Raw genomic sequence first — 20,444 nt, forward strand, 5'->3', positions numbered from 1 at the left:
GCGCATGGCGGCCGCGCGGTCACGTCCGATCCGGCGGGCGCGGCCGGTCCTGCCGCGAGGCCGAGATCAGGTCGAGGGCGGCCGGAATGGAGAGAGGGCGGGCGAGGTGGAAGCCCTGGGCAAAATCGGCCCCCGTGGCGCGAATGAAGTCGATCTGTGCGGGCGTCTCGACCCCCTCCTGCACCACCTTCAGATCCACCGCGTGGATGAGGCTGTTGACCGCCGCGAAGAACCTGTCGTCCTGCGGCTCGGCGCTGGAATTCTTCAGGAAGGCGCGGTCCAGTTTCACGATGTCCGCGGGCAGGCGGCGCAAGCAGGCCAGCGACGAGAAGCCCGTGCCGAAGTCGTCGATGGCGACCTGAACCCCCAGCGCCCGGATCGCGCCCAGAGCCTCGGAGACGGCCTCGTCGCTCAGGCAGGTCTCGGTGATCTCGAGGCAGAGCGCGTGGGACGGCAGGTCCGGCATCTGCCCCAGCATGTCCGTCAGACGCGCGGCAAACCCCGGCTTCGCCAGCTGCAGGGGCGAGACGTTCACATTGATCTTCAGATCCAGCTCCGGGCCGGCCGACCGGAACGCCTGTACCTGCCGCAGGGCGTTGCGCAGCGCCCAGTCGCCCAGCACATGGATGTGGCCCAGCTTTTCCGCCATCGGGATGAAGACCCCGGGCTGAAGGGAGCCGTAGTGCGGATGCTCCCAGCGCAGCAGGGCCTCGAAGCCCACCAGCCTCTCCGTCCCGGGGGCCAGGGCGAAGATCGGCTGATAGGCCAGATGGAACTGGCCGTTCTCGAGCGCATTGCGCAGGTCGTTGTCAAGCTCGACAAGCTGCGTCGTCTCTTCGTAGAGCGAGGGACGGAACAGCTCGCCCCGGTTGCCGCCGTTCTTCTTGGCCGCATACATCGCAATGTCGGCCGCCCGCACCAGATCGAGTTCGCCGATGCTGTCGGACATCGCGATGCCGATGCTGGCCGAGATGTGGCACTTGCGGCCGGTGACCTCGAAGGGCCGCTCGAGCACTTGCCGCAACCGCTCGGCCAGTCCCATCACCGCGGCCCTGTCCAGCCCGTGGCACAGGACCACGAACTCGTCGCCGCCCAGCCGGACCACCAGATCCTCGGGACGCACGCTCGCCACGAGGCTGTGCGCCACTTCGATCAGCAGCCCGTCGCCCACGCCGTGGCCCATGGAGTCGTTCACCGCCTTGAACCGGTCGAGGTCGATGAAGAGCAGGGCCACATCCGGCCCGCCGGCCAGCGTGGCGTTGGCCAGACATTCCTGAAGGAAGCTGCGGTTCGCAAGGCCCGTCAGCGGATCGTAGTGGCGCAGGCGCGCGAGCGCCGCCCGGGTGCGCTGCGCCATCTCGGCGGTGATGGCCTCGCCCAGGTCATGGGCGCAGGCCAGTTCGATCGAGGTCCAGGGAAGCGAGCGGCCGGTGACCGTCTCCTTCCAGGCGTCGAACGAGGCGCGCGGGCTCATCCGCCGGGTTTGCGGGTTCCAGGTCCCATGTTCGGCCGGATTGCCGCCCCAGGTGATGGTCTGCACATGCTCGGGGCGGAACCAGGCGATCAGGTCTCCGTCGCCCGAGGGCAGGGGGAGCAGGAGGAGGCCGCTTCCCGCCGCGGCCAGTTCCGGCAGTTCGGGATGGCGAAGGGTGACATCGTCGATGGCCAGGATCTCTGGCGGCCGGGTGCTGCCCAGGATCTCCAGGGCCCTGCGCACCGCGTCGGCGGGCGGTATCCGCCCGAAATGCAGTTCCTGCCCTTCCAGTCGGACGACGGCCCCGCTGGCCCCGACCAGATCGAGCAGCAGCGGATCGGCCGCGGTGATCGCCGCGGCCAGCGTGTCCCCGATCGACAGCCGATCGACCAGCGTCGAGAGCGTCGCCTGCCGGGCCAGCTTCTCGGCGGCATTCTCGACCTCGCCCAGCCGGCTCAGCAGCAGCGAGACCACCTGACCGATCATGCCCGCCGCCGCCCGACGCTCGGGGCCGGCGGTCCGGGGGGTCATGTTGTGGCAGACCAGCATCCCCCACAGCCTGTCGCCATCGGCCAGTCCGATGGTCAGGCTGGCGGCCGTGTGCATGTTCCGCATGTATTCGAGGTGGATCGGCGAGACGCTGCGCAGGGCGCTGTGCGTCAGGTCGAGAGCGTCGATCCCGGGATGGCCCAGCAGCGGCACCGGCTTGTAGTGCGAATCCGCGATCGAGCCCACCCTCTGGCGCAGGTAGAGGGCCCGCGCGATCTGCGGAATGTCCGAGGCCGGGTAGCGCAGGCCGAGGTAGGGCTCGAGATCCGGCCTGAGGTCCTCGGCGATGACCTCGCCATGGCCGTCCGGGCCGAAGCGATAGGCCATCACCCGATCGTAGCCCGTCACCTGCCGCAGCCCATGCACCGCAAGCTCGCACAGCTCGACCTGCGTCACGGCGGCCGAGAAGGTCTCGATCACCGATTGGGTGAGCCCCGGCGGCAGCCGGTCGTCTTCGTCGCGCACCGCCTCGAGGTCGAGGCACATGTAGTCGCCCGACTGGAAGGCATGGAGATGCAGCAGCCGCCCGTCCGCCCGGCGCAGCGATCCGATCGACTCCAGTGTCTCGGAGCCGCGACGGCGCGCCTCGCGCAGCAGGACCTCGTTGACGTGCCCGATCACGTCGCAGATGGGACGGCCCAGGGCCGCGGCCGCCGGCAGGCCGAGGATCTCGGCCAGGTTGGCGCTGGCGTGGGCGACGAGGCCGCTGTCGGCCTGCGCCGTGACCAGCGCGCCGTGCGGCTGGATCGCGCCGGGCGTTGCGATGGGTTCCGTCTCGCAGATCGAAGGGTCGCAGGCGGCCGTCATGAGGATGTGTCCTTGCACTCGCGGGGATCGGGGACCATCGCGTCCCGGCAGGCGAGGGGCCTTCTGACGGCGCGGGGCGGTCACGCCCGCCGCTCCGCCATGAAGGGAGTGAACCATTCCAGCAGCGCCATGAAGGTCGCCGCGGCTCCGGCGAGCACATCCGCCCTCTTGTCCGGATGTTCGTCGCCGAACCGGTCGAGCGCGGCCTTGAAGGTCCGCCAGTGCCCCGCCTCGGGATGGGACGGGCCGCCGAAGAAGGCGGTGGCCGGCCCGATCGCGTCGCCGATCCGCGCCTGCAGATGGCGCAGGATGACCTTCCCACCAAGCGCCGAACCTTCGAGCACATAGCGCGCGCCGAGCGCCTGGGCAAAGTTTGCAAGCGAGGGACAGACCGCGGCAGGGGCGCGCCCGAGACGCCGCGCGTCGATGCCGAGGTCGTCGAGATCCCGGATCAGGCGCCGCGAATGGCCGGGGTCCGGGTCGAACGGCCCCAGTTCCCTCCAGCCGTCGAAGGCGGCCATGCGGTTCTCGAGCGGTTCGTAAAGCGCAAGATAATGTCCGAGCCAGGCCATGTAGTCGGCCCGGTCCGCGATGCTGTCGGGCAGGCCGAGGAGCGTCTCAGTCCGCTCGTGAAGCCCGGCCGTCGTCTGCCGGAGGTCTTGGGCAAGGGGCAGGGGCGGCTGCCATCCGGGTTCCGGGTCCGGGTCAGGCGGAAACATCACAGGCGCGCCGGCCGCTTCCCCCTTGCCACGCTTCCTGCGAAGGGGAGGCGTCCGGTCCTGAGGGTGCGTCGTGGGCGACATGTTCATGAGAATCTCTCGGTGACCAATGCGCATACCACTCCGGAAAGTCCTGGTCGCGTGCGCATTGGTATGGTCGCTGACTTTTGTCGGTCTGCCGAGCCGCGGCCCCGACGGCGCCCGAAGGCTGGCGCGGAAGGCCCCCGCCGGACCGGCGCCGGTCCGGCGGGGGCCGGCGCTCAGCCGAGGTTGCTCCCGATGGCCAGGGCCCCGATCCGCCTGCGTGCGCCGCGCCGCTCCCGCGGGTCCTGGCCGAAAGGGGCGCCGCTTTCGCCGGTCGCCGGATCCGGCCCCGTGTCCGGTGCGGTGTCCGGCGCGGCGGGGTGCTCCGCCGGCTCTGGTGCCGCGGGGGCGCTTCCGTCAGCGTCCTCCAGTCGGAAGTAGGAAACGGCCTCGTCCAGCAGCTTCGCCTGATCGAGCAGGTGCTCGGCCTCTTCCGCCAGGTCCCGGGCCGCCGCGAAATTCTGCCGCGTCGTCTCGTCGAGGCGGCCGATCGCTCCGGCGACCTGCTGCGCGCCGGCGGAGATCTCGTGCGAGGCGTCCGAGATCTCGCTGACATAGCTCGAGGTCTGCTGGATCCGGGGCACCAGATGGGAAATCACGCCATTGGCGCGCCCTGCCAGATCGGCCGTGCTCTGCGACAGATCGGACACTTCGACCGCCGCGGTGCGGCTGTTTTCCGCCAGCTTGCGCACTTCGGAGGCGACGACCGAGAAGCCGCGCCCGTGTTCGCCGGCGCGTGCCGCCTCGACCGCGGCGTTCAGCGCCAGCAGATCGGTGCGGCGCGCGATCTCCTGAAGGACCAGGATCCGCTCGGCGATGCGCTGCATCGCGTCGGCGGCCTCGACGACGGCGCGACCGCCTTCGGCCGCCTCGCCGGCCGCGCTGGCCGCCAGTTGCTCGGTCTGCTGCGCATTGTCGGCCGTCTGCTGGATGCTCGCGGCCATTTCCTCGACCGAGGCTGAGGCCAGGGCGGTGGACTCCGCCTGTTCGTTCGCCCGCTGGCTGAGCCGCTGGGCGCTGCGGGCGATGCGCTCCCCGCCTTCGGACAGCAGCCGCGAGGCCGCGGCCACTGCGGTCACGATCTCGCGCAGCCGGACGACCATCGCATCGTTGGCGGCGAGCAGGTGACTGATCTCGTCGCGCCCGGACACGGCCGTGGTCGAGGTCAGGTCTCCGGCCGCCACCCGCTGCGAGACGGCCAGCGCCCGGTTCAGGCCCCGGCCTATGGTCCACATCAGATGCGCGGCGACGAGGACCCCGATCAGCAGGGCCGCCGCGACCAGGGCCGCCAGCGCGACGAGCGTCGAGTGGGTACTGCCCACGGCTTCGTCCGTCGCCTCTTCCATGAGGGCGGCGTAGCCGTCACGGAAGTCGGCGAGGACGATCCGGGCGTCGAACAGCGCGATCTGGGACTCGCGCGTGAGATACGCCAGGGCCGCGTCGCGGCCCTCGGCCTGCAGGAGCCGCATCACCTCGTCGGCCACCTCGTTGGCCCCGGCCCCGAGGTCGCGGAAGAGGTCCAGCTTTTCCAGCCCGTCCGCGTCGATGGTGGCTTCAAGCCCGGCCACGATATCGGCCTGTTCCCGGCGCAGGTCGGAGAGCTCGGCGGCGTAGCCCTCACGCTCTTCCGGATCCCCCGCCAGCACATAGTTGTGCAGCGCGATGTCGAACTCGAGCTGCGCCGCGATCAGGCGGTCGCCTGCGCGCACATAGCCGAAGTCGCGATGGATGAGCGTGTCGAGAGTGCCGGTGGTGCGCCAGAGGCCCAGCCCGGCCAGACCGACCGACAGCCCGGAAAGGCAGAAGAACAGCAGGAAGCTCGCCGTCAGGCGCAGCTTGATTGTCATTCAAATTCTCCGTGGGAATCAGAAGTCTTCAAGACCAGATCGGATCTTGTGCCGCCAACAGGTGAACAGGATCCTGCGCGGTTGGAAAAGCTTTTATTCCGCCTTTCGGGGTGGGTGTGGCAATACGCTCCGGCCGCGCGCACCGCCGGGCAGGCGCGGGGTGGCTGCAACAGGACCGTGCCAGAAAGGCCACAGTGCGGGGCTATTCGCGGGATTCGTCGGGCGCTCTTGTTTTGACGGCCGCAGGGGCCTACCTTCCCTGCATGTTGACGCTCCTTCATATGGCCGGCTTCCGGGTCTTCTGCGGTTCGCTGCTCACGCACGCTCTGCCCCGGGCAGAGGCGGTCACCCGCTGACGCCTCTTCCCGGGGCGCTGTCGTCTTCCCAGATCCGGATCTGCCAGGCGGACATCGTCCGCAAGGAGCCATCATGCCATCCCCTTCCGAAGTCCCGCCGCCTCCGGGCGCGGGGTGCGTCCCGCATGGGTCCGGCGCCGCGCCGGGCCGGGATGCTCCGGCCGCGCTGATCAGCTGACGCTGGCTGCCTGAAGGGGCCTGCCGAAAGGCGGGCCTCGCGGGCGCATGGCGGGTGTCCGGGGGTCTCCCGGGCGCCTGCCGTGGCCAGCCAGCCGCCGGGTCCGCCCAATTCCCCCTTTTCCAGTCCCTTTTACGGAGGTTCCTCATGTCCCCCACTCCGCGCCGTTCGCAGCCGGCCATCGACGTCACCTTGATCGAGCGCCTGGACACGCTTGCCGGCGCCGCCATCGCGCGGCTGCCCGATGTGGCCTATCCGCTGATCAACAAGCTGACATCCGCACGACTGCTGGCCCCCGCCCGCCTGCCGTCCGATGTCGTCACCATCGGCAGCGAGGTGCTGTATCATGACGATCAGGGCGCGCGTGACCGGCGCGTGACGCTGTCCTGGCCCGAAGATGCCGACATCAGCCGCAGATCCGTGTCGATCCTGACCCCGGTGGGCGTGGCCCTGCTGGGTCTGTCGGCGGGCGATCGGTTCCAGTGGCAGACCCGTGCCGGAGAGCGGCGCAGCCTCACCGTGCTGCAGGTCGGGTCGGAGCCCCGGCCCGTTGCGGCCCCGGCCGCGCCGCGCCCCGAGCTGTCCTGACGGGCCAGGGAGGGAGGCTGCCATGTCGCATCGGATGATACCCGCCCGTTGTGCCGAATGCGGCGCGGCCATTCCCCGGGCCGCCGCCGGACGCTGTCCCTCCTGCCGGGTCGGGTTCGCCCCGGCGGGGGTCGGCTCAAGGTCACCCTCTCAGGGGGGGCCGATGTCCCACATCGGCCGCCCTGCCGGGAACGGCGCAGCCGCGCCCCGTCCGCCCGGGAGGCGGCCGTGATCAGGCTGCGCCCCTTGATCGCGCCCGCGCTTCTGCTGCTCGGCATCGCCGGCATGACCTTCGCGCAAGCCGAGGTGAGCCGGCGCTTCGACATGGCTCCGCTTGGCCGGAACGGGCAGAACGCGCTGCAGATGGCGGCCTATCTGGGCGTCGCCTGGCTTCTCAGCCGGATCCTGGGTCAGTTGCTGGCCCGGCTGAGGCCGCACAGCCGGCCGGTGCCGAAGCTGCTCGGCGACCTCGTCTCGGCCCTTCTGTTCCTGACGGCGATCGTCTCGGGGGTGCTGCTCATCCTGGGCCACGGCGCCGGCAGCGCGCTGGCGGGGTCGGGGGTCATGCTGGCCCTGTTCGGCTTCGCGATCCGCAACGTGGTGGCGGACACGCTCTCGGGGATCGCCCTGGGGCTGGAGGCCCCGTTCCGCATCGGGGACTGGGTTGATATCGAGGGGCTGGGCAAGGGCCGGGTGGTCGAGATCGGCTGGCGCACCACGCGGCTTCTGACGCGCGACTCGACCTATGTGATCCTGCCCAACAGCCAGGTCTCGCGTCAGCGCATCGTCAACTACAGCGCGCCCCGGTCCGAATTCCGGGCGCAGATGGAGATCAAGCTGGGACATGCCACTCCGGCGGCCGAAGGGGCGGAGCTTTTGCACAAGGCCCTGCGCGACGCGCCGCTGATCCGCCAGTCGCCCGCGCCCGACGTGCGCATCCAGGCCATCGAGCCCGATGGGGTGCGGTACGCGCTGCGCTACTGGCTCGGTCGGTTCGATCACGAATGGGATTGCCGCGATGCGATATGGCGTGAGGTGGATGCGGCGCTGCGCCGGGCCGGGATCTCGCTGCCGCAGCCCCCGGTCGCCATGCTCTACGCCCGTGAGGGAGGCGCGGTGCCAGGGGCGGGGATGCCGGCCAGCGTCCCCGTCGCCATGCGCTGACGCCCGGCGCTGTCGCAGATGGGCCCCGCAGGAGGGGCGCGAAGGCATGGTCCTCCGGGAAGGGACCCGCGCGTGGCCAGGATCTCCGGCTCAGGCAATGCCGGGGCCGGTCCTGCCGTACTGATGCCTGCCGCTTTGCCGAAGCCTTCGTGGCGCCGCGCCGGTCCGGGCCGGGATCATGCCCCCGGCTCGAGGAAAACCCGGACCTCGGGGGGCGTCCCCTCGTAGCGCTCGACCTCGCAGACGGCGGTCTGGCCGCAGTTGCCCTGCGACAGCCGCGAGGTGGCGATGCCGGTGGTCAGCACGTTGACATCGCCATAGCGGCACAGGCTGCCCGGCGTGCGGGGGTCGGCCGGGTCATACCAGCCGCCTTCGTCGATGCGCACCACGCCGGGGCGGATCTCGTCGGTGATGCGGATGCCGACAAGGATCTGGCCCCGGTCGTTGAAGGCGCGGGCCAGATCGCCGTCCTTCAGCCCGCGCGCCGCCGCGTCGGCCGGGTTCATCCAGCAGGGCTCGCGCCCGGCGATGGCGTAGTCCTCGCGCAGGATGGTGCCGCAGAGCTGCGAATGAAGCCGCTTCACCGGATGGTTGGCCGCCACGCCCAGCGGATGGTTCGCGGTGGGGCCGTCCAGCCGCTCGATGGGTTCCATCCAGGTCGGATGCGGCGGGCAATCGTCATAACCCATCGCCTGAACCGCGCGCGAGAAGATCTCGAACTTGCCGCTGGGGGTGCCGAGCGCGTTCAGCAGCGGATCGGCGCGGAAGGTGGCATGACGGACGAACTGGCGCTGCTCCTCGGGCAGGGGGAAGGCCAGCGGCTGGTTGCTGTTCCAGAACACGTCGAACACCGGCATTTCCATACCCTTGGCCCGCGCCTCGATCATCGCCGCCTCATAGAAGCTGCGGATCCAGTCCATCTCGGTCTGGCCCTCGGTATAGGCGTAGCCGAAGCCCAGCTTGTCCGCGACCGCGGTGAAGATGTCATAGTCGGACCGCGCCTCGTGCAGCGGCTCGATCAGCTTGCGCATCGCGACGATGTGGCTGAGGGCGTAGTCGCCCACCTGCTCGATGTCGTTGCGTTCGTAGGAGGTGGTGGCGGGCAGCACGATGTCGGCGTGGCGGGCCGTCGCCGTCCACTGGAAGTCCTGCACGATGAAGGTCTCGAGCGCCTGCCACGCCCGCACCATCTCGTTGCGGTCCTGATGGTGCGAGAAGGGGTTGCCACCCGCCCACCAGGCGAGTTTCAGCGTCGGCAGCGTGATCTTCGTGCCGTTGTAGTCCATCGTCGCGCCGGGGTTCAGCAGCGTCTCGACCAGCCGCGAGACCGGGATCGCGACCGTTCCGCCCGCCGAAAGCCACGCCGCGCCGCCGCCGGCCGACTGGCCGGGCGTGTCGGTGATGCTGGGCAGGATCGGCGACAGATGCGTGGGCGCGCCGCCGTTGGCATAGTGATAGCTGAGCCCGTAGCCGCCCCCCGGCAGGCCGATCTGGCCCAGCATGCAGGCCAGCGTGACCAGCATCCAGGTCGATTGCTCGCCATGGTGCTGGCGCTGGGTGGAATAGCCGAGCGCGAGCATGGTGCGGTTGGCGGCAAAACGGCGTGCCAGATCGCGGATGGTCTCGGCCGGGATGCCGCACAGGTTCGCGGCCCAGTCGGCCGTCTTGGGCGTGCCGTCGCTCTCGCCCAGCAGGTAGGGCAGGAAGCGGTCGAAGCCCACGGTGTATTTCGCGAGGAACTCCGCGTCATGCAGGTTTTCGCTGTAGAGCGTGTGGGCGATGCCCAGCATCATCGCGGTGTCGGTCTGCGGCCGGGGCGCGATCCACTCGGCATCCAGATATTGCGCGGTCTCGGTGCGGATCGGGTCGATGCAGATCGCCTTGGTGCCCTTCTGTTTCAGCCCGTCGATCCCGAGGAAGGCGCCGTGGTCGGCCACCTGCCAGCAGATCTCCGAGTTGCGCAGCGGGTTGGCGCCCCAGAACACCATGAGTTCGGTGTTCTCGACGACGTTCGGCCAGGCCGTGCATTGCTCGTAAACCTCGATCGAGCCGGTCACATAGGGCAGGATCACCTGGGCCGCCCCGGTGGAATAGTCGCCCATCGAGCTGGTGAATCCGCCGTTCAGCTTCAGGAGCCGCCGCAGCAGGGTCTGGCAGTTGTGCATCCTTCCCGGGCTCTTCCACCCGTAGGAGCCGCCGAAGATCGCCTCGGGGCCGTAGCTGTCGCGCACCCGCACCAGTTCGCGCGCGAGAAGCTCGGTCACTTCGTCCCAGCTCACCCGGACGAAATCATCGGTGCCGCGGCCGGCGGGGTCCGCGCCCGGCCCCTGTTCCAGCCAGGCCCTCCGTACCATCGGATACTTGATCCGCGTGGGCGAATAGATCGAATCCAGCACCCCCTTCAGTTGCGGCGAAGGCCAGGGATCCCCCTCCCAGGGCCGGATCGCGGTGGCGCGCCCGTTCTCGACGGTCGCGCGGAACATGCCCCAGTGGCAGCCGGTCAGGATCTCGGTCCCGGCCGACTGCGCGAAGGCTGCGCCGCGCGGAAGGGCGGCATCCGCCATGCCGAGGGCCGCCACGGTCGCGCTCTGGCGCAGGAAGCCCCGGCGCGAGAGGCCGCGTTTGCGATCGTCGCCCGGTCTGCCGCACGAATTGCTCATCTGAGGGTGTCTCCTCTGTCGTCGAATGTCGGATGTTGTCCTGCGGAGGCGGCGGCGAGGCGCCTCACTCCGCCTCGGCCAGTGGCCCGACATCCCTGGAATGGTTCTGCAGATAGGCCAGCAGCAGACGATACTGCTCGTCGTTCAGCGAGGTGAAACGCTTCATCGCGTTCAGGTTGCCGATCCACTGGTTCGCGAGGTAGCGGTCGGTGTGCGGCAGGCTGTGGCAGGTGGCGCAACTGCTGTTGAACAGATCGCCCGCATAGCCCCAGAGCGCCGGCAGATCGGCATGAAGCCCCTGCCCATCCACCCAGGCGGTCAGGCTGGCCCGCGCCCAGGGCTGCCCGGTGCCCGGATCTTCCTCCGGCGCCTTGCGGCTGACCGCGGCCATGGCCGCATCGCCCAGCACCGCCAGCAGGATGCGCTGGCCGCGTTCGGCATAGACCACCTGCTCGGCCCCCACGGCCTGCCAGCCGTCGAGGCGGACCTGCATCCGGTCGCCCTCGCGGGCCAGCACCTCGAGGCGCGCCCCGCCAAGGAGCTTGCCATCCTCGGCGCCCTCCGTGCCCACGCGGGCCGGATCGAGGAACAGCGGCTTTGTCGTCACCACATGCACGTCCGCGGCCTCGGCCAGCACCGCCACAGGGGATGTCGGCAGCACCGGCGCCTGGCCCGCGGGCCGCTCCAGCATCACCACGGTCGGTGTCCGGTTCGGCTCGGGGCGGCCGGGGCCGGGCGCGTCCACGGCGGGCACGGACTTGAGATACATCGCCATGGCGAGGCGATCCTCGCGCGAGAGCTGAGCGGTGTTCAGGATCACCTCTTCCATGTCGCCGCCGGCCTTCTTGCCGATCGGGCTGATCCCGGTCTCGAGATAGTTGGCGATGGCATTGACCGACCAGAAGCCGATCCCGGTCTCATCCGGCGAGATGTTGGGGAAATGGCCGTGGCCGTCGGGGGTGGGCCCGCCGCCATAGCGGCTGTCCGCGATCACGTTGCCCATGAAGCTGCGCGGCGAGTGGCACTCGGCGCAATGGCCCGCGCCTTCGACGAGATAGCGCCCCCGCGCCAGCAGGGCCTGATGCGGGTCGGCGCTGTCCTCGTCGGCCGAGGGCAAGGGCTGGCCGTCCAGGAACGCCAGCCGCCACAGGCCGATCCCGCGGCGGATGTTGTAGGGGAATGTCAGCTCGTGCTCGGGCACCTGTCCCGCCACCGGCTCGAGCGACATGATATAGGCATACATGTCGCGCAGGTCGTTGGCGTCCAGCCGCTGGTACGAGGTGTAAGGGAAGGACGGATAGAGGTTCTGCCCGTCCGGCAGTATCCCGTCGGGACCCACCCCCTCGCGCACCGCGCGGGTGAACTGGGCCAGGGTCCAGTTGCCGATCCCGTCCACCGGATCGGGCGAGATGTTGGGCATGTGGAACCGGCCAAAGTCGGTGTCCAGCACGCGGCCGCCGCCCAGCCTCGTCTGGTCGGGCTGGCCCGGCGTGGCGTGGCAGGTGGCGCAGTCGCTGGCAAGGAAGATCGTCCGGCCGTTCTCGAGATCGGCCGGGCCCGCGTCGGCCTGATCGCGCGTCGGATGGATCATCGACCAGGTGGCGGGTGAGGTCACGACCAGAAACCCCGCAACGCCCGCCAGCAGCACCATCGCAACGCGGCGCAAGCCGCGTCGCCGCGGTCTGGAAGCCTGTTCAAGCACGGCAGTCCCCTTTCGTAGGCCGTTCGCAGGAGGATCGCGTGATCCCGGAAGGATCGACCACTCGATACGAACCAACGTCAGCATGAATGACCGAAGACGGGACGTCCGCCGTCGGATCACAGTCGCTTGCCACGATAGCAGGGCAAGCCGCCCTCGCCTTGATGTGGGTCATGGCCCACCCCTCCGGCGCGCAGGCCCCGTTTCGGCCGGACCCTGCGATCCGGCCGCTGCAGGACAGGCACGGCCCGTTCGCCTGAGCGACTCCGGGCACGGTGTCACTGCAGGAAGAAGGCGAGCGACATGGTCGCACCGACCAGGGTGATGAAGACCCGGATCGCCTTCACATTGTGGATGCGCCGCGAGAGCGCCGCGCCGATATATCCGCCGACCGCCGAGGCCGCCCCCAGCACGAGCGCCTGTTTCCAGACGATCAGGCCGGCTGCGACATACACCGCCACGGACACCGCCGAGAGAACGGAGGAGACCAGATTTTTCAACCCGTTCATCTCCTTGAGGTCGGTCAGGCCGATCAGGCCGAAGGCCGCCAGCAGCAGGATCCCGACGCCGCCATTGAAATAGCCGCCATAGGTCGTGACGGCCAGCAGGACAGCCGCCGACTGGGGCAGACCGGGCGCGCCCCGTCCGGCACGGGCGACCTGCCGCGTGATCGCAGGCCCGAAGGCAAAGGCCGCGGTGGCGAAGGCCAGCAGCCACGGAACGATGCCCGAGAAAACCGCGTTCGGCGTCACCAGCAGCAGGGCCGCCCCGAGGATGCCACCCGCGGCGGACACCATCAGGACCAGGCGCACCGGAAGGCCGCGGCCCCGCCGGATGTCGGCCCGGAAGGCCCAGGCGCTTCCGAGATAGCCGGGCAGGGCCGCAAGGGTGGCGGTCGCATTGGCCATGATCGGCGGCACGCCGGTCCAGACCAGAGCCGGGAAGGACAGGAAGGTCCCCCCCCCGGCCACGGCGTTCAGCGCGCCCGCGGCAAGGCCCGCGAGGATCAGGACAAGATAGACGGTCATGGCAAGCTCCGGCCGGTGAATCACCGCTCTGCTCTTGCCCGTCGCCGGAATGGTCTGCAAATTGGTCCGCGAGGTCCCGGAGGGATGATCCCGTGCCAAGAACGAGTCCGGCCACTGCCCTGGAACGGTTGCGCCGTCTTGTCGACGCGGAAGCCCCCTCCCTCGGCGATCGTCTTCCCACCGAACGCGCGCTTGCGTGTCTGCTGGGCTGCAGCCGCCAGACCGTCCGCGCGGCGCTGCTCGAGCTGGAGCGGAAGGGCGAGATCTGGCGGCAGGTCGGCAAGGGCACCTTCCGCGGACCCGCCCCGCTTGGCCACCCCGTCAAGGAAACGATCCTGCTGAGTGCGACCGCCCCGGATCAGCTCATGCAGGCCCGGCTGATGATCGAGCCGCCCATTGCGGCCGAAGCGGCCCGACGCGCCTCGGCGCGCGACATGGCCTATCTTCAGGGCCTCGTGGCCCGGGGCCGGGGCGCGTCCGATCGCGGGCAGGCCGAGACGGCGGATGCCGCCTTCCATCGCGGCGTGGCCGAGGTGGCGGGAAATCCCCTGCTCCTGGGGTTTCTCGACTATCTGGCCAGCGCCCGGCGCCGCGCCGCCTGGCAACGGGAATGGGACCGGACCTACCGCAGGATCGGCGTCGGGGAATTCACCGGCCTGCACAGCGATCAGCATGCCGATGTCGTCGCGGCGATTGCGCGGGCCGACCCGCCGGCCGCCGAAGCCGCAATGCGCAGGCATCTCACAACCATCCTGGGCGCGATGCAGCGACCGGACGGGAACGGATGATGCCCCTGTGGGGTCGCCCCGCCAGATGCCGCCGAGGAACCGCAGACCGGGGCGGCGAATCCAAGAGCGTCAGCGAGGCGCTGCGCTACACGGCCGGCGTCACCTCGGACGTGTTCGGCGACGACAACGATTACGACTGGCTGCGCATCCGTGGCTTTCAGGCCGACCAGACCGGCGTCTTCCTCGACAATGCCCGGAACCTCTCGTTCGCCTTCGGCTCGTTCTACATCGACCCCTACACGCTGGAACGGATCGAGGTGCTGCGGGGCCCGTCCTCGGCGCTCTATGGCGGCTCGAACCCCGGCGGGATTCGTCAACTACGTCTCGAAGCGGCCGGGCGGCGACATCGGCGAGCTGACGTTCGGCCTCAACGACGCCACGAGCGCCTGGCTGGAGCTGGACTGGGGGCGCGATCTCGACGCGGGCCGGTCGGTCCGCCTGACCGGCCGGACCGAGGGCGGCGACAGGTACGACGACCTGAACGAGGGCTTCCGCGGCACGCTGGCGCCTTCCTACCGCTTCACCACCGCGAACGGGACCGAGGTGACGCTGCTGGCCAACGTGACCGGCTGCCAGACCGCCTATGTCTGCTCTTACGGCGCGGGCCGCGAGGTGGTTCTGGAAGTGACCAAGCGGCTCTGAGCCTCGCGCGGCGCCCCGGCCGAGGGGAGTGCAAGGGCATCCCGCGTCCGGGCCCCGCAATCATATCGAGAACTCGGGCGGCGCGCCCCCGCGCCGTCCGAACATGCGATTGCATCCGGCGCAGGCCTCCAGTAGCGTCACCGGAGCCAGGTTCCTCGTCCCAGCCCGCACCCCCTGCATCCGCTGAGAACCTGGAGTCCCATGTCCCCCCTGTCGTCCCGAATGATCCGGCTTCTGGCCGGCAGTGCCGCTGCCTTCGGACCGAGCACCGCGGCCCTCGCGCAGGATCTGGCCTTTTCGCTCGATCCGATCGTCGTGCAGTCCCGCGACGAGTTCGCCGAGGCCGCCGACCGTGCCACCTCGATGTATGTCGCCGATGCCGAGCTTGAGCGGGCCCGGACGGGCGACCTGAAGGATGTCTTCGCGGGCATCGCCTCGGTGTCGGTCGGCGGCGCGCTGCCGCTGACGCAGAAGATCTTCGTCAACGGCGTGGACATGCTGAACCTCGGCGTGAGCATCGACGGGGCGGCCCAGAACAACCGCGCCTTCCACCATGTCTCGGCCAACGCCATTGATCCGGGGCTGCTCAAGCAGGTGCGGGTGGATGCCACGATCTCGCCGGCCGACGCGGGCCCCTACGCGCTGGCGGGCTCGGTCGTGTTCGAGACGGTCGATGCGGCCGACATCCTGGCCGAGGGCCAGAGCTTCGGCGGCAACCTGCGCCTGAGCTATGGCGACAACGGGCAGACCGCGCAGGGCGCGCTGACGCTGGCCGGGCGCGAAGGCGGCTTCGAGTGGCTGGCCTACGGCAAGCGCGCCACGGGCGAGGATTACAAGGATGGCGACGGCGAAACCCGGCTCGGCACGGCGGCGAACCTCACGAGCGTTCTGGGCAAGCTGGCCTACGAGGCCCCCGAGGGGCACCGGGTCGAGCTGTCCGCCCTGCGCCTGCGCGATGACGAGCTGCGCCAGTTCCGGGCGAATTTCGGCGGCCTGAACGGGGTGGAGGATTCGCTCCGCCGCTATGACACGACGCGGGAAAGCTGGTCGCTGTCCTACGAGAACACGCAGGCCGGGGGCCTGTGGGATCCGAGCGTCCGGCTCGGCTATTCGGAGAGCGACATCGTCATCCCCGAGCCCTACGACAGCAACGGCCTGTCGGGCACCTGGTCGGCCACGGTCCAGAACGACTTTCACCTGAACGCGACCGACCGGATCTCGGCCGGCATCGACTGGCAGCGCCGGTTCGGGGAATATTCGAGCCCCACCTACGGCGAGTTCCTTGAGGAAACGTCGCGCAACATCGGCCTCTTCGCGCAGGCCCGGCTCGAGCCCACGGAGCGGTGGCGCCTGTCCTTTGGCGGGCGCTTCGACCGTCAGGATTTCGAGGGCGTCGATGGCAGCGACGAGCGCCATTCGGGCGGCTCGGGCAACCTGTCGGCCAGCTATGCGCTGACCGAGAGCCTGACGCTGCGCGGTGGCCTGTCCTCGATCTTTGGCGGCGTCGATATCGAGGACAACTACATCTTCAATCCGGGCTGGAGCTATGGGGACCTGCGGCCCTCGCGGGCGCAGAACGCCAGCCTCGGCTTCGACTGGGATGGGGGCGCGCTGAAGCTGGGGGGCGAGCTGTTCCTGACGGAGATCTACCGGGCCCGCAGCGCCTCGGAGAATTTCGACTTCGAGAGCCGCGGCTTCAACCTTGGCGCCACCTACGGTTGGGAGGGCGGGTTCGCGCGCTTCACCCTGTCGCACAGCGACGTGAAGGTGGATGGCGAGAAGGCCGCGGGCTACGAGGCGCTCGACTTCGGCGCGCCTCTGGGCACCGTGGCCGCGTTCGAAGTCCAGCAGGATACGACGCTGGCGGGCCTGCGCCTCGGCGGCGGGCTCGACCTTGCGCTGGATCACGACATGCCCGAAGCGGCCGATTTCGATCTCGAGGGCTATTCGGTGGTCAATGTCTTTGCCGAATATGTGCCGCCGCAGGCGCAGAACCTGACGCTTCGACTGCAGGTGGACAACCTGTTCGACACGACCTTCGCCGACCGTGCGACCTATGGCGCGGAATATGGCACCGTCACCTCGCTGAAGGAGCCGGGCCGGACCATCACCCTCAGCGCGGTGACGCGGTTCTGAGCGGGGCGGGGCGCCCTCGGGTGCCCGCCCTGGCCGAGGGAGGTCGGGGGTCGTGCAAGGTCTGGCCGGAGTGCCGGGCATTGAGCCCCGTGCACGGCCCGGCCGGAGGGCCGGGCCGTGGGTTTCGTGACCGGCCCGGCCGGACGGCCGGGCCTCAGGCGTGATGCAGGACCAGCGGGCGGCCCGCATGTTCCCCCACGGCGATGTCGATGCCGTAGAGATCGCGCAGCACCGCCGGCGTCAGCACCTCGGCGGGCGTGCCCTCGGCCAGGATCCGCCCGTCGCGCAAGGCCACGATGTGATCGGCCCAGGCGGCGGCGTAGTTCACCTCATGGACCACGAGGACCGCGCTCTTGCCGCCGTCCCGCACCGCCGCCCGCAACCGCTCGAGCAGGGCCCGCGCGTGGGCCATGTCGAGATTGTTCAGCGGCTCGTCGAGCAGCAGCCAGTCGGTGCCCTGTGCGAAGGCCATCGCCACGAAGGCGCGCTGGCGCTGCCCGCCCGACAGCTCGTCCAGAAAGCGGCCCGCCAGCGGTGCGAGGTCGAAGGCGGCCAAAGCCTCCTCCACGGCGGCGGCATCGGCGGGCGAGGGGCGGCCGCGGTGGTGCGGCCAGCGCCCGAAGCCCACCAGCTCGCGCACCCGGAGCCGGCTGGACACGCTCGTCTCCTGCCCGAGCACCGCCATGCGCAGCGCAAGCTCGTGCGAGGGGGTGTGCGACACGTCCATCCCCTCGACGCGAATGCGGCCCGCCGACAGCGGCAGAAGGCGCGCCACGAGGTTCAGGAGCGTGGACTTGCCCGCCCCGTTCGGCCCGATCAGGGCGGTCAGCCGGCCCCTGGGCAGCCGCGTCGTCACGCGGTCCAGGATGCGCGCCGCGCCCATGTGGTGCGAGACATCCTCGATCTCGATCATTTCACGCGTCCCCGCATCAGAAGCCACAGAAAGAACAGCCCGCCTGCGAACTCGACCACGATGCTGAGCGTGGCGCCCATCCCCAGGACCCGCTCGAAGAGTGTCTGCCCGCCCACGAGCAGCACGATCGCCACCAGCGCCGCGGCGGGCAGAAGCGCACGGTGGCGGGCGCTTGTCGTCAGGGAATGGGCGAGGGCGGCCACGATCAGCCCGAAGAAGCCCACGGGCCCGACGAGCGCGGTCGAGACCGCGACCAGCACCGCGACCAGCGTCAGCACCCCCAGCGAAAGCCGGTCGTAGGCCAGTCCCAGCGGCACCGCCGTCCGCCGCCCCAGCGCCAGCACATCGAGCCGGGGCGCCAGCGCCAGCGCCGTGCCGGCCGCCGCAAGGCAGAGGCCCGCGCCCAGCGGCAGCAGCCCGGCCTCGATGCGCGAGAAGGAGGCAAAGCTCTCGGCCTGCACCACCGAATAGGCGTTCGGATCGAGGATCCGGGCAAGGAAGGACGAGAGCGACCGGAACAGGATGCCGAAGATCACTCCCGTCAGGATCATCCGCATCATGTCCTGAGCCCCGCGCCGCAGCAGCGTGCCGAAGAGCAGAAGGCCCGCGGCCACCAGCACCGCCACCTCGACCGCGAAGGACAGGCTGGACGGGAGCTGCGCATGGGCCGTGATGCCGAGGCTGGCCACGAGCGTGGTCTGCATCAGCACATAGAGGGCGTCGAACCCCATGATCGAGGGCGTGAGGATGCGGTTGCCGCTGACGGTCTGGAACAGGACCGTCGCCACGGCGATCGCCGTTCCCACCACGACCAGCCCCGCCAGCTTGACCGAACGCAGGCCAAGGACGAACCGCCAGTTCGCTCCGCCCAGCCCCCAGAGCAGGTAGGTGGCGCAGACGATCAGGGCCAGCGCGGCCAGCCAGAAAAGCGCCCTATCCACGGACGGGCCTCCACAGAAGCCAGAGAAAGAGCAGCGAGCCGAGGACACCGAGCACCGTGCCGGCCGGCACCTCGTAGGGATGCCGCACGAGCCGCCCGACCAGATCGCAGGCCAGCACCAGCGCGCCGCCGGCGGCCGCCACGACGGGCAGCGAGGCGCGCAGGTCGTCGCCCATCACCCGCGAGACGAGGTTCGGCACCACCAGCCCCACGAAGGGCACCATCCCCACCGTCACGACCACCATCGCCGTCACCAGCGACACGACGCCCAGCCCCAGCCGCATCACCGCGGCGGCGTTCAGCCCGAGGCCGGTGGCCGTCCTCTCGCCGAGGCCCAGAATGGCGAACCGATCCGCCGCGAACCACGCGAGCGCCGCCGCCGCCCCCGCGATCCACAAAAGCTCGTAGCGCCCCGCGATCACGCCCGAAAACTCGCCCGACATCAGCCAGATGCCGATCAGCTGCATCATGTCGGCCTTCCAGGCGATGAAGCTGGCCACCGATTGCAGCACGCCGGCCAGCACCAGCCCCACGATCGGGACAAGCAGCACCTCGCGCGGTGGAAGGCGCCGGATCAGCGCAAGAAAGAGGCCCGCGCCCGCAAGGGCCGCGCCACTGGCCGCGGCCATCTTGATCCAGACCGGGGCCCCCGGCGCCAGAAGCGTGACGGCCAGCAGGCCGAGCGCCGCGCCCTCGGCGGTTCCGGTGGTGCCGGGCTCGACAAATCGGTTGCGCGCGACCTGCTGCATCACCACCCCCGCCACGGCCAGCGCCGCGCCCGACAGCACCACGGCGGCCGTCCGCGGCACCCGCGACACGGCCAGCAGCAGCCCCGCCTGCGGATCGGCCAGAAGCGCCGCGGGACCCATCCCCGCGGCCCCGACCACGAGGCTGGCCAGCATCAGCGCCACCAGCGCCAGAAGCATCAGGCGCAGGATCATCGGTCGAGGGCTGTGACGAGATCCTCGAGCGTGCCCATGAGCGAGCGGTAGCCGCCGCCCGCGACATAGACTTCGGCCGGATCGAGATAGACCACCTGACCGGATGTCCAGGCGGTCGTGTCCCGCACCAGCGGATTGTCGAGCACGGCCCGCGCCGAGGCGCCTTCGGCGCCGATGGCCGCGCCCCGGTCGATGACGAAAAGCCAGTCCGGGTTCGTCCGCGCGATGAACTCGAACGACACGGCGTCGCCATGGGTCGCCGCCTCCAGCTCGGGCACCGCTTCGGCCATGCCGGTCGTTTCGTGCAGCCAGCCAAAGCGCGATCCGCGCCCGAACGCCGACATCTTCGGCCCGTTGGTCAGGAGGATCAGAAGGCTCCCCTTGCCCTCGGCCGCGGCGGCAAGCTCGTCGAGCTTCGCCCCCAGCGCGGCGTCGAGCCGCTCGGCCTCGGCTTCACGCCCGAACAGGGTGCCGTAGGCCGCAAGCCGCTGCCGCGCATCGCCGATGAGGTCCGGCCCGATGGTCATGTCGAGCGTGGGCGCCACCTGCGACAGGGCCTTCACCTGCGCCGACGAGCGGCCCCCCGCGATCACAAGATCGGGCGCCAGCGCGGACAGCGCCTCGAGATCCGGCTCGAAGATCGTGCCGACGGGCGCCGCATCCAGATCGGCCAGCCCCGGCACAAAGGTCTGCACCGGCGCGCCATCCACGCGAACGCCAAGGGCTGTCACCGTGTCGAGCGCGGCGATGTCGAAGACCGCGACCCTCTCGGGCACCTGTCCGACGGTGACCGGCCCGAGGGCGGTCTCGACGGTCGCGGCGCTTGCGGGTGCCGCCAGAAGAAGCCCGGCCAGCAGGCCGGACGCAAGACGGATCATGGCGATCTCCTCTCGATGCTCCGGCGTGTGGCTTGAACTGGCTCCACGCATCG

Annotated in this window: 15 protein-coding genes and 1 pseudogene; 6 read left to right on the plus strand and 10 right to left on the minus strand. The window is 70.1% G+C overall.

Annotation, left to right across the window (positions count from 1 at the left end):
- Window positions 1–19: 19 nt before the first annotated feature.
- The 3 genes from LV780_RS21080 to LV780_RS21090 form a co-directional block, all read right to left on the minus strand.
- Window positions 20–2,830, minus strand: a complete 2,811-nt coding sequence (locus tag LV780_RS21080; protein ID WP_108222054.1) for a bifunctional diguanylate cyclase/phosphodiesterase — start codon at window positions 2,828–2,830, stop codon at window positions 20–22.
- A gap of 80 nt (window positions 2,831–2,910) precedes the next feature.
- Window positions 2,911–3,549 carry a biliverdin-producing heme oxygenase gene (locus LV780_RS21085; RefSeq protein WP_233864339.1) on the minus strand — a complete coding sequence of 213 codons (639 nt, stop codon included), beginning with the start codon at window positions 3,547–3,549 and terminating at the stop codon, window positions 2,911–2,913.
- A 260-nt stretch (window positions 3,550–3,809) separates the two neighbouring features.
- Complete coding sequence (locus LV780_RS21090; protein WP_108222058.1) at window positions 3,810–5,480, minus strand: methyl-accepting chemotaxis protein; 1,671 nt, start codon at window positions 5,478–5,480, stop codon at window positions 3,810–3,812.
- Window positions 5,481–6,161: 681 nt separating this feature from the next.
- On the opposite strand from LV780_RS21090, the gene rnk reads away from it, so the two are divergent.
- Together rnk and LV780_RS21100 are read left to right on the plus strand one after the other, a co-directional pair.
- Window positions 6,162–6,602, plus strand: a complete 441-nt coding sequence (gene rnk / locus LV780_RS21095; protein WP_011911143.1) for a nucleoside diphosphate kinase regulator — start codon at window positions 6,162–6,164, stop codon at window positions 6,600–6,602.
- A gap of 228 nt (window positions 6,603–6,830) precedes the next feature.
- The gene (locus LV780_RS21100) at window positions 6,831–7,766 is read left to right on the plus strand and encodes a mechanosensitive ion channel family protein (protein WP_044249865.1); all 936 of its coding nucleotides are present in this window, start codon (window positions 6,831–6,833) and stop codon (window positions 7,764–7,766) included.
- Between the two features lie 176 nt (window positions 7,767–7,942).
- Here the strand turns inward: LV780_RS21100 and torA are convergent, their stop codons facing one another.
- The 3 genes from torA to LV780_RS21115 all read right to left on the minus strand — a co-directional run bounded on the left by torA (window position 7,943) and on the right by LV780_RS21115 (window position 13,153).
- Window positions 7,943–10,426 (minus strand): trimethylamine-N-oxide reductase TorA, encoded by a 2,484-nt coding sequence (gene torA / locus LV780_RS21105; RefSeq protein ID WP_108222060.1) that lies wholly within the window; start codon window positions 10,424–10,426, stop codon window positions 7,943–7,945.
- Between the two features lie 64 nt (window positions 10,427–10,490).
- Window positions 10,491–12,077, minus strand: coding sequence for a c-type cytochrome (locus LV780_RS21110; protein ID WP_233864346.1), 1,587 nt, complete (start codon window positions 12,075–12,077; stop codon window positions 10,491–10,493).
- Between the two features lie 326 nt (window positions 12,078–12,403).
- A complete protein-coding gene (locus tag LV780_RS21115; protein ID WP_101342031.1) occupies window positions 12,404–13,153 on the minus strand; it encodes a sulfite exporter TauE/SafE family protein in 750 nt (249 codons plus the stop codon).
- 92 nt (window positions 13,154–13,245) lie between these two features.
- Here LV780_RS21115 and LV780_RS21120 point away from each other — a divergent pair, with 92 nt between their 5' ends.
- The 4 genes and pseudogenes from LV780_RS21120 to LV780_RS21135 all read left to right on the plus strand — a co-directional run bounded on the left by LV780_RS21120 (window position 13,246) and on the right by LV780_RS21135 (window position 16,719).
- Window positions 13,246–13,941: a FadR/GntR family transcriptional regulator gene (locus LV780_RS21120; protein WP_108222064.1), complete on the plus strand. Its 696-nt coding sequence runs from the start codon at window positions 13,246–13,248 to the stop codon at window positions 13,939–13,941.
- Window positions 13,941–14,192: pseudogene (locus LV780_RS21125) on the plus strand (TonB-dependent receptor plug domain-containing protein); the annotation flags it as partial. The gene LV780_RS21120 and the pseudogene LV780_RS21125, both read left to right, overlap by 1 nt.
- Before the next feature lie 34 nt (window positions 14,193–14,226).
- On the plus strand, window positions 14,227–14,583 hold the full coding sequence (locus LV780_RS21130) for a hypothetical protein (protein WP_233864342.1): 357 nt from the start codon (window positions 14,227–14,229) through the stop codon (window positions 14,581–14,583).
- A gap of 201 nt (window positions 14,584–14,784) precedes the next feature.
- A complete protein-coding gene (locus LV780_RS21135) occupies window positions 14,785–16,719 on the plus strand; it encodes a TonB-dependent receptor plug domain-containing protein (protein ID WP_108222066.1) in 1,935 nt (644 codons plus the stop codon).
- A gap of 154 nt (window positions 16,720–16,873) precedes the next feature.
- Here the strand turns inward: LV780_RS21135 and LV780_RS21140 are convergent, their stop codons facing one another.
- The 4 genes from LV780_RS21140 to LV780_RS21155 are packed head-to-tail and all read right to left on the minus strand — an operon-like array spanning window position 16,874 to window position 20,391.
- Entirely contained in the window at window positions 16,874–17,632 is a 759-nt protein-coding gene (locus LV780_RS21140) for an iron ABC transporter ATP-binding protein (RefSeq protein ID WP_108222068.1), read from the minus strand.
- On the minus strand, window positions 17,629–18,573 hold the full coding sequence (locus LV780_RS21145) for an iron chelate uptake ABC transporter family permease subunit (protein ID WP_108222070.1): 945 nt from the start codon (window positions 18,571–18,573) through the stop codon (window positions 17,629–17,631). Before LV780_RS21145 ends, LV780_RS21140 begins: the two co-directional genes overlap by 4 nt.
- Window positions 18,566–19,513, minus strand: coding sequence for an iron chelate uptake ABC transporter family permease subunit (locus LV780_RS21150; RefSeq protein WP_108222072.1), 948 nt, complete (start codon window positions 19,511–19,513; stop codon window positions 18,566–18,568). Before LV780_RS21150 ends, LV780_RS21145 begins: the two co-directional genes overlap by 8 nt.
- Window positions 19,510–20,391: a siderophore ABC transporter substrate-binding protein gene (locus LV780_RS21155; protein ID WP_117345291.1), complete on the minus strand. Its 882-nt coding sequence runs from the start codon at window positions 20,389–20,391 to the stop codon at window positions 19,510–19,512. Before LV780_RS21155 ends, LV780_RS21150 begins: the two co-directional genes overlap by 4 nt.
- Window positions 20,392–20,444: the final 53 nt, after the last annotated feature.

The sequence above is a fragment of the Cereibacter azotoformans genome (assembly GCF_021391315.1).
GTDB lineage: Bacteria > Pseudomonadota > Alphaproteobacteria > Rhodobacterales > Rhodobacteraceae > Cereibacter_A > Cereibacter_A azotoformans.

Excerpts from the sequence above, each read along its gene's own strand:
- LV780_RS21090 (WP_108222058.1), bottom strand. The coding sequence starts at position 5,480 with ATGACAATCAAGCTGCGCCTGACGGCGAGCTTCCTGCTGTTCTTCTGC.
- LV780_RS21130 (WP_233864342.1), top strand. The coding sequence starts at position 14,227 with ATGGCGGCTCGAACCCCGGCGGGATTCGTCAACTACGTCTCGAAGCGG.
- LV780_RS21140 (WP_108222068.1), bottom strand. The coding sequence starts at position 17,632 with ATGATCGAGATCGAGGATGTCTCGCACCACATGGGCGCGGCGCGCATC.
- LV780_RS21150 (WP_108222072.1), bottom strand. The coding sequence starts at position 19,513 with ATGATCCTGCGCCTGATGCTTCTGGCGCTGGTGGCGCTGATGCTGGCC.
- LV780_RS21155 (WP_117345291.1), bottom strand. The coding sequence starts at position 20,391 with ATGATCCGTCTTGCGTCCGGCCTGCTGGCCGGGCTTCTTCTGGCGGCA.
- LV780_RS21110 (WP_233864346.1), bottom strand. The coding sequence starts at position 12,077 with ATGGTGCTGCTGGCGGGCGTTGCGGGGTTTCTGGTCGTGACCTCACCC.
- LV780_RS21085 (WP_233864339.1), bottom strand. The coding sequence starts at position 3,549 with ATGTTTCCGCCTGACCCGGACCCGGAACCCGGATGGCAGCCGCCCCTG.
- LV780_RS21135 (WP_108222066.1), top strand. The coding sequence starts at position 14,785 with ATGTCCCCCCTGTCGTCCCGAATGATCCGGCTTCTGGCCGGCAGTGCC.
- torA (WP_108222060.1), bottom strand. The coding sequence starts at position 10,426 with ATGAGCAATTCGTGCGGCAGACCGGGCGACGATCGCAAACGCGGCCTC.
- LV780_RS21080 (WP_108222054.1), bottom strand. The coding sequence starts at position 2,830 with ATGACGGCCGCCTGCGACCCTTCGATCTGCGAGACGGAACCCATCGCA.
- LV780_RS21115 (WP_101342031.1), bottom strand. The coding sequence starts at position 13,153 with ATGACCGTCTATCTTGTCCTGATCCTCGCGGGCCTTGCCGCGGGCGCG.
- rnk (WP_011911143.1), top strand. The coding sequence starts at position 6,162 with ATGTCCCCCACTCCGCGCCGTTCGCAGCCGGCCATCGACGTCACCTTG.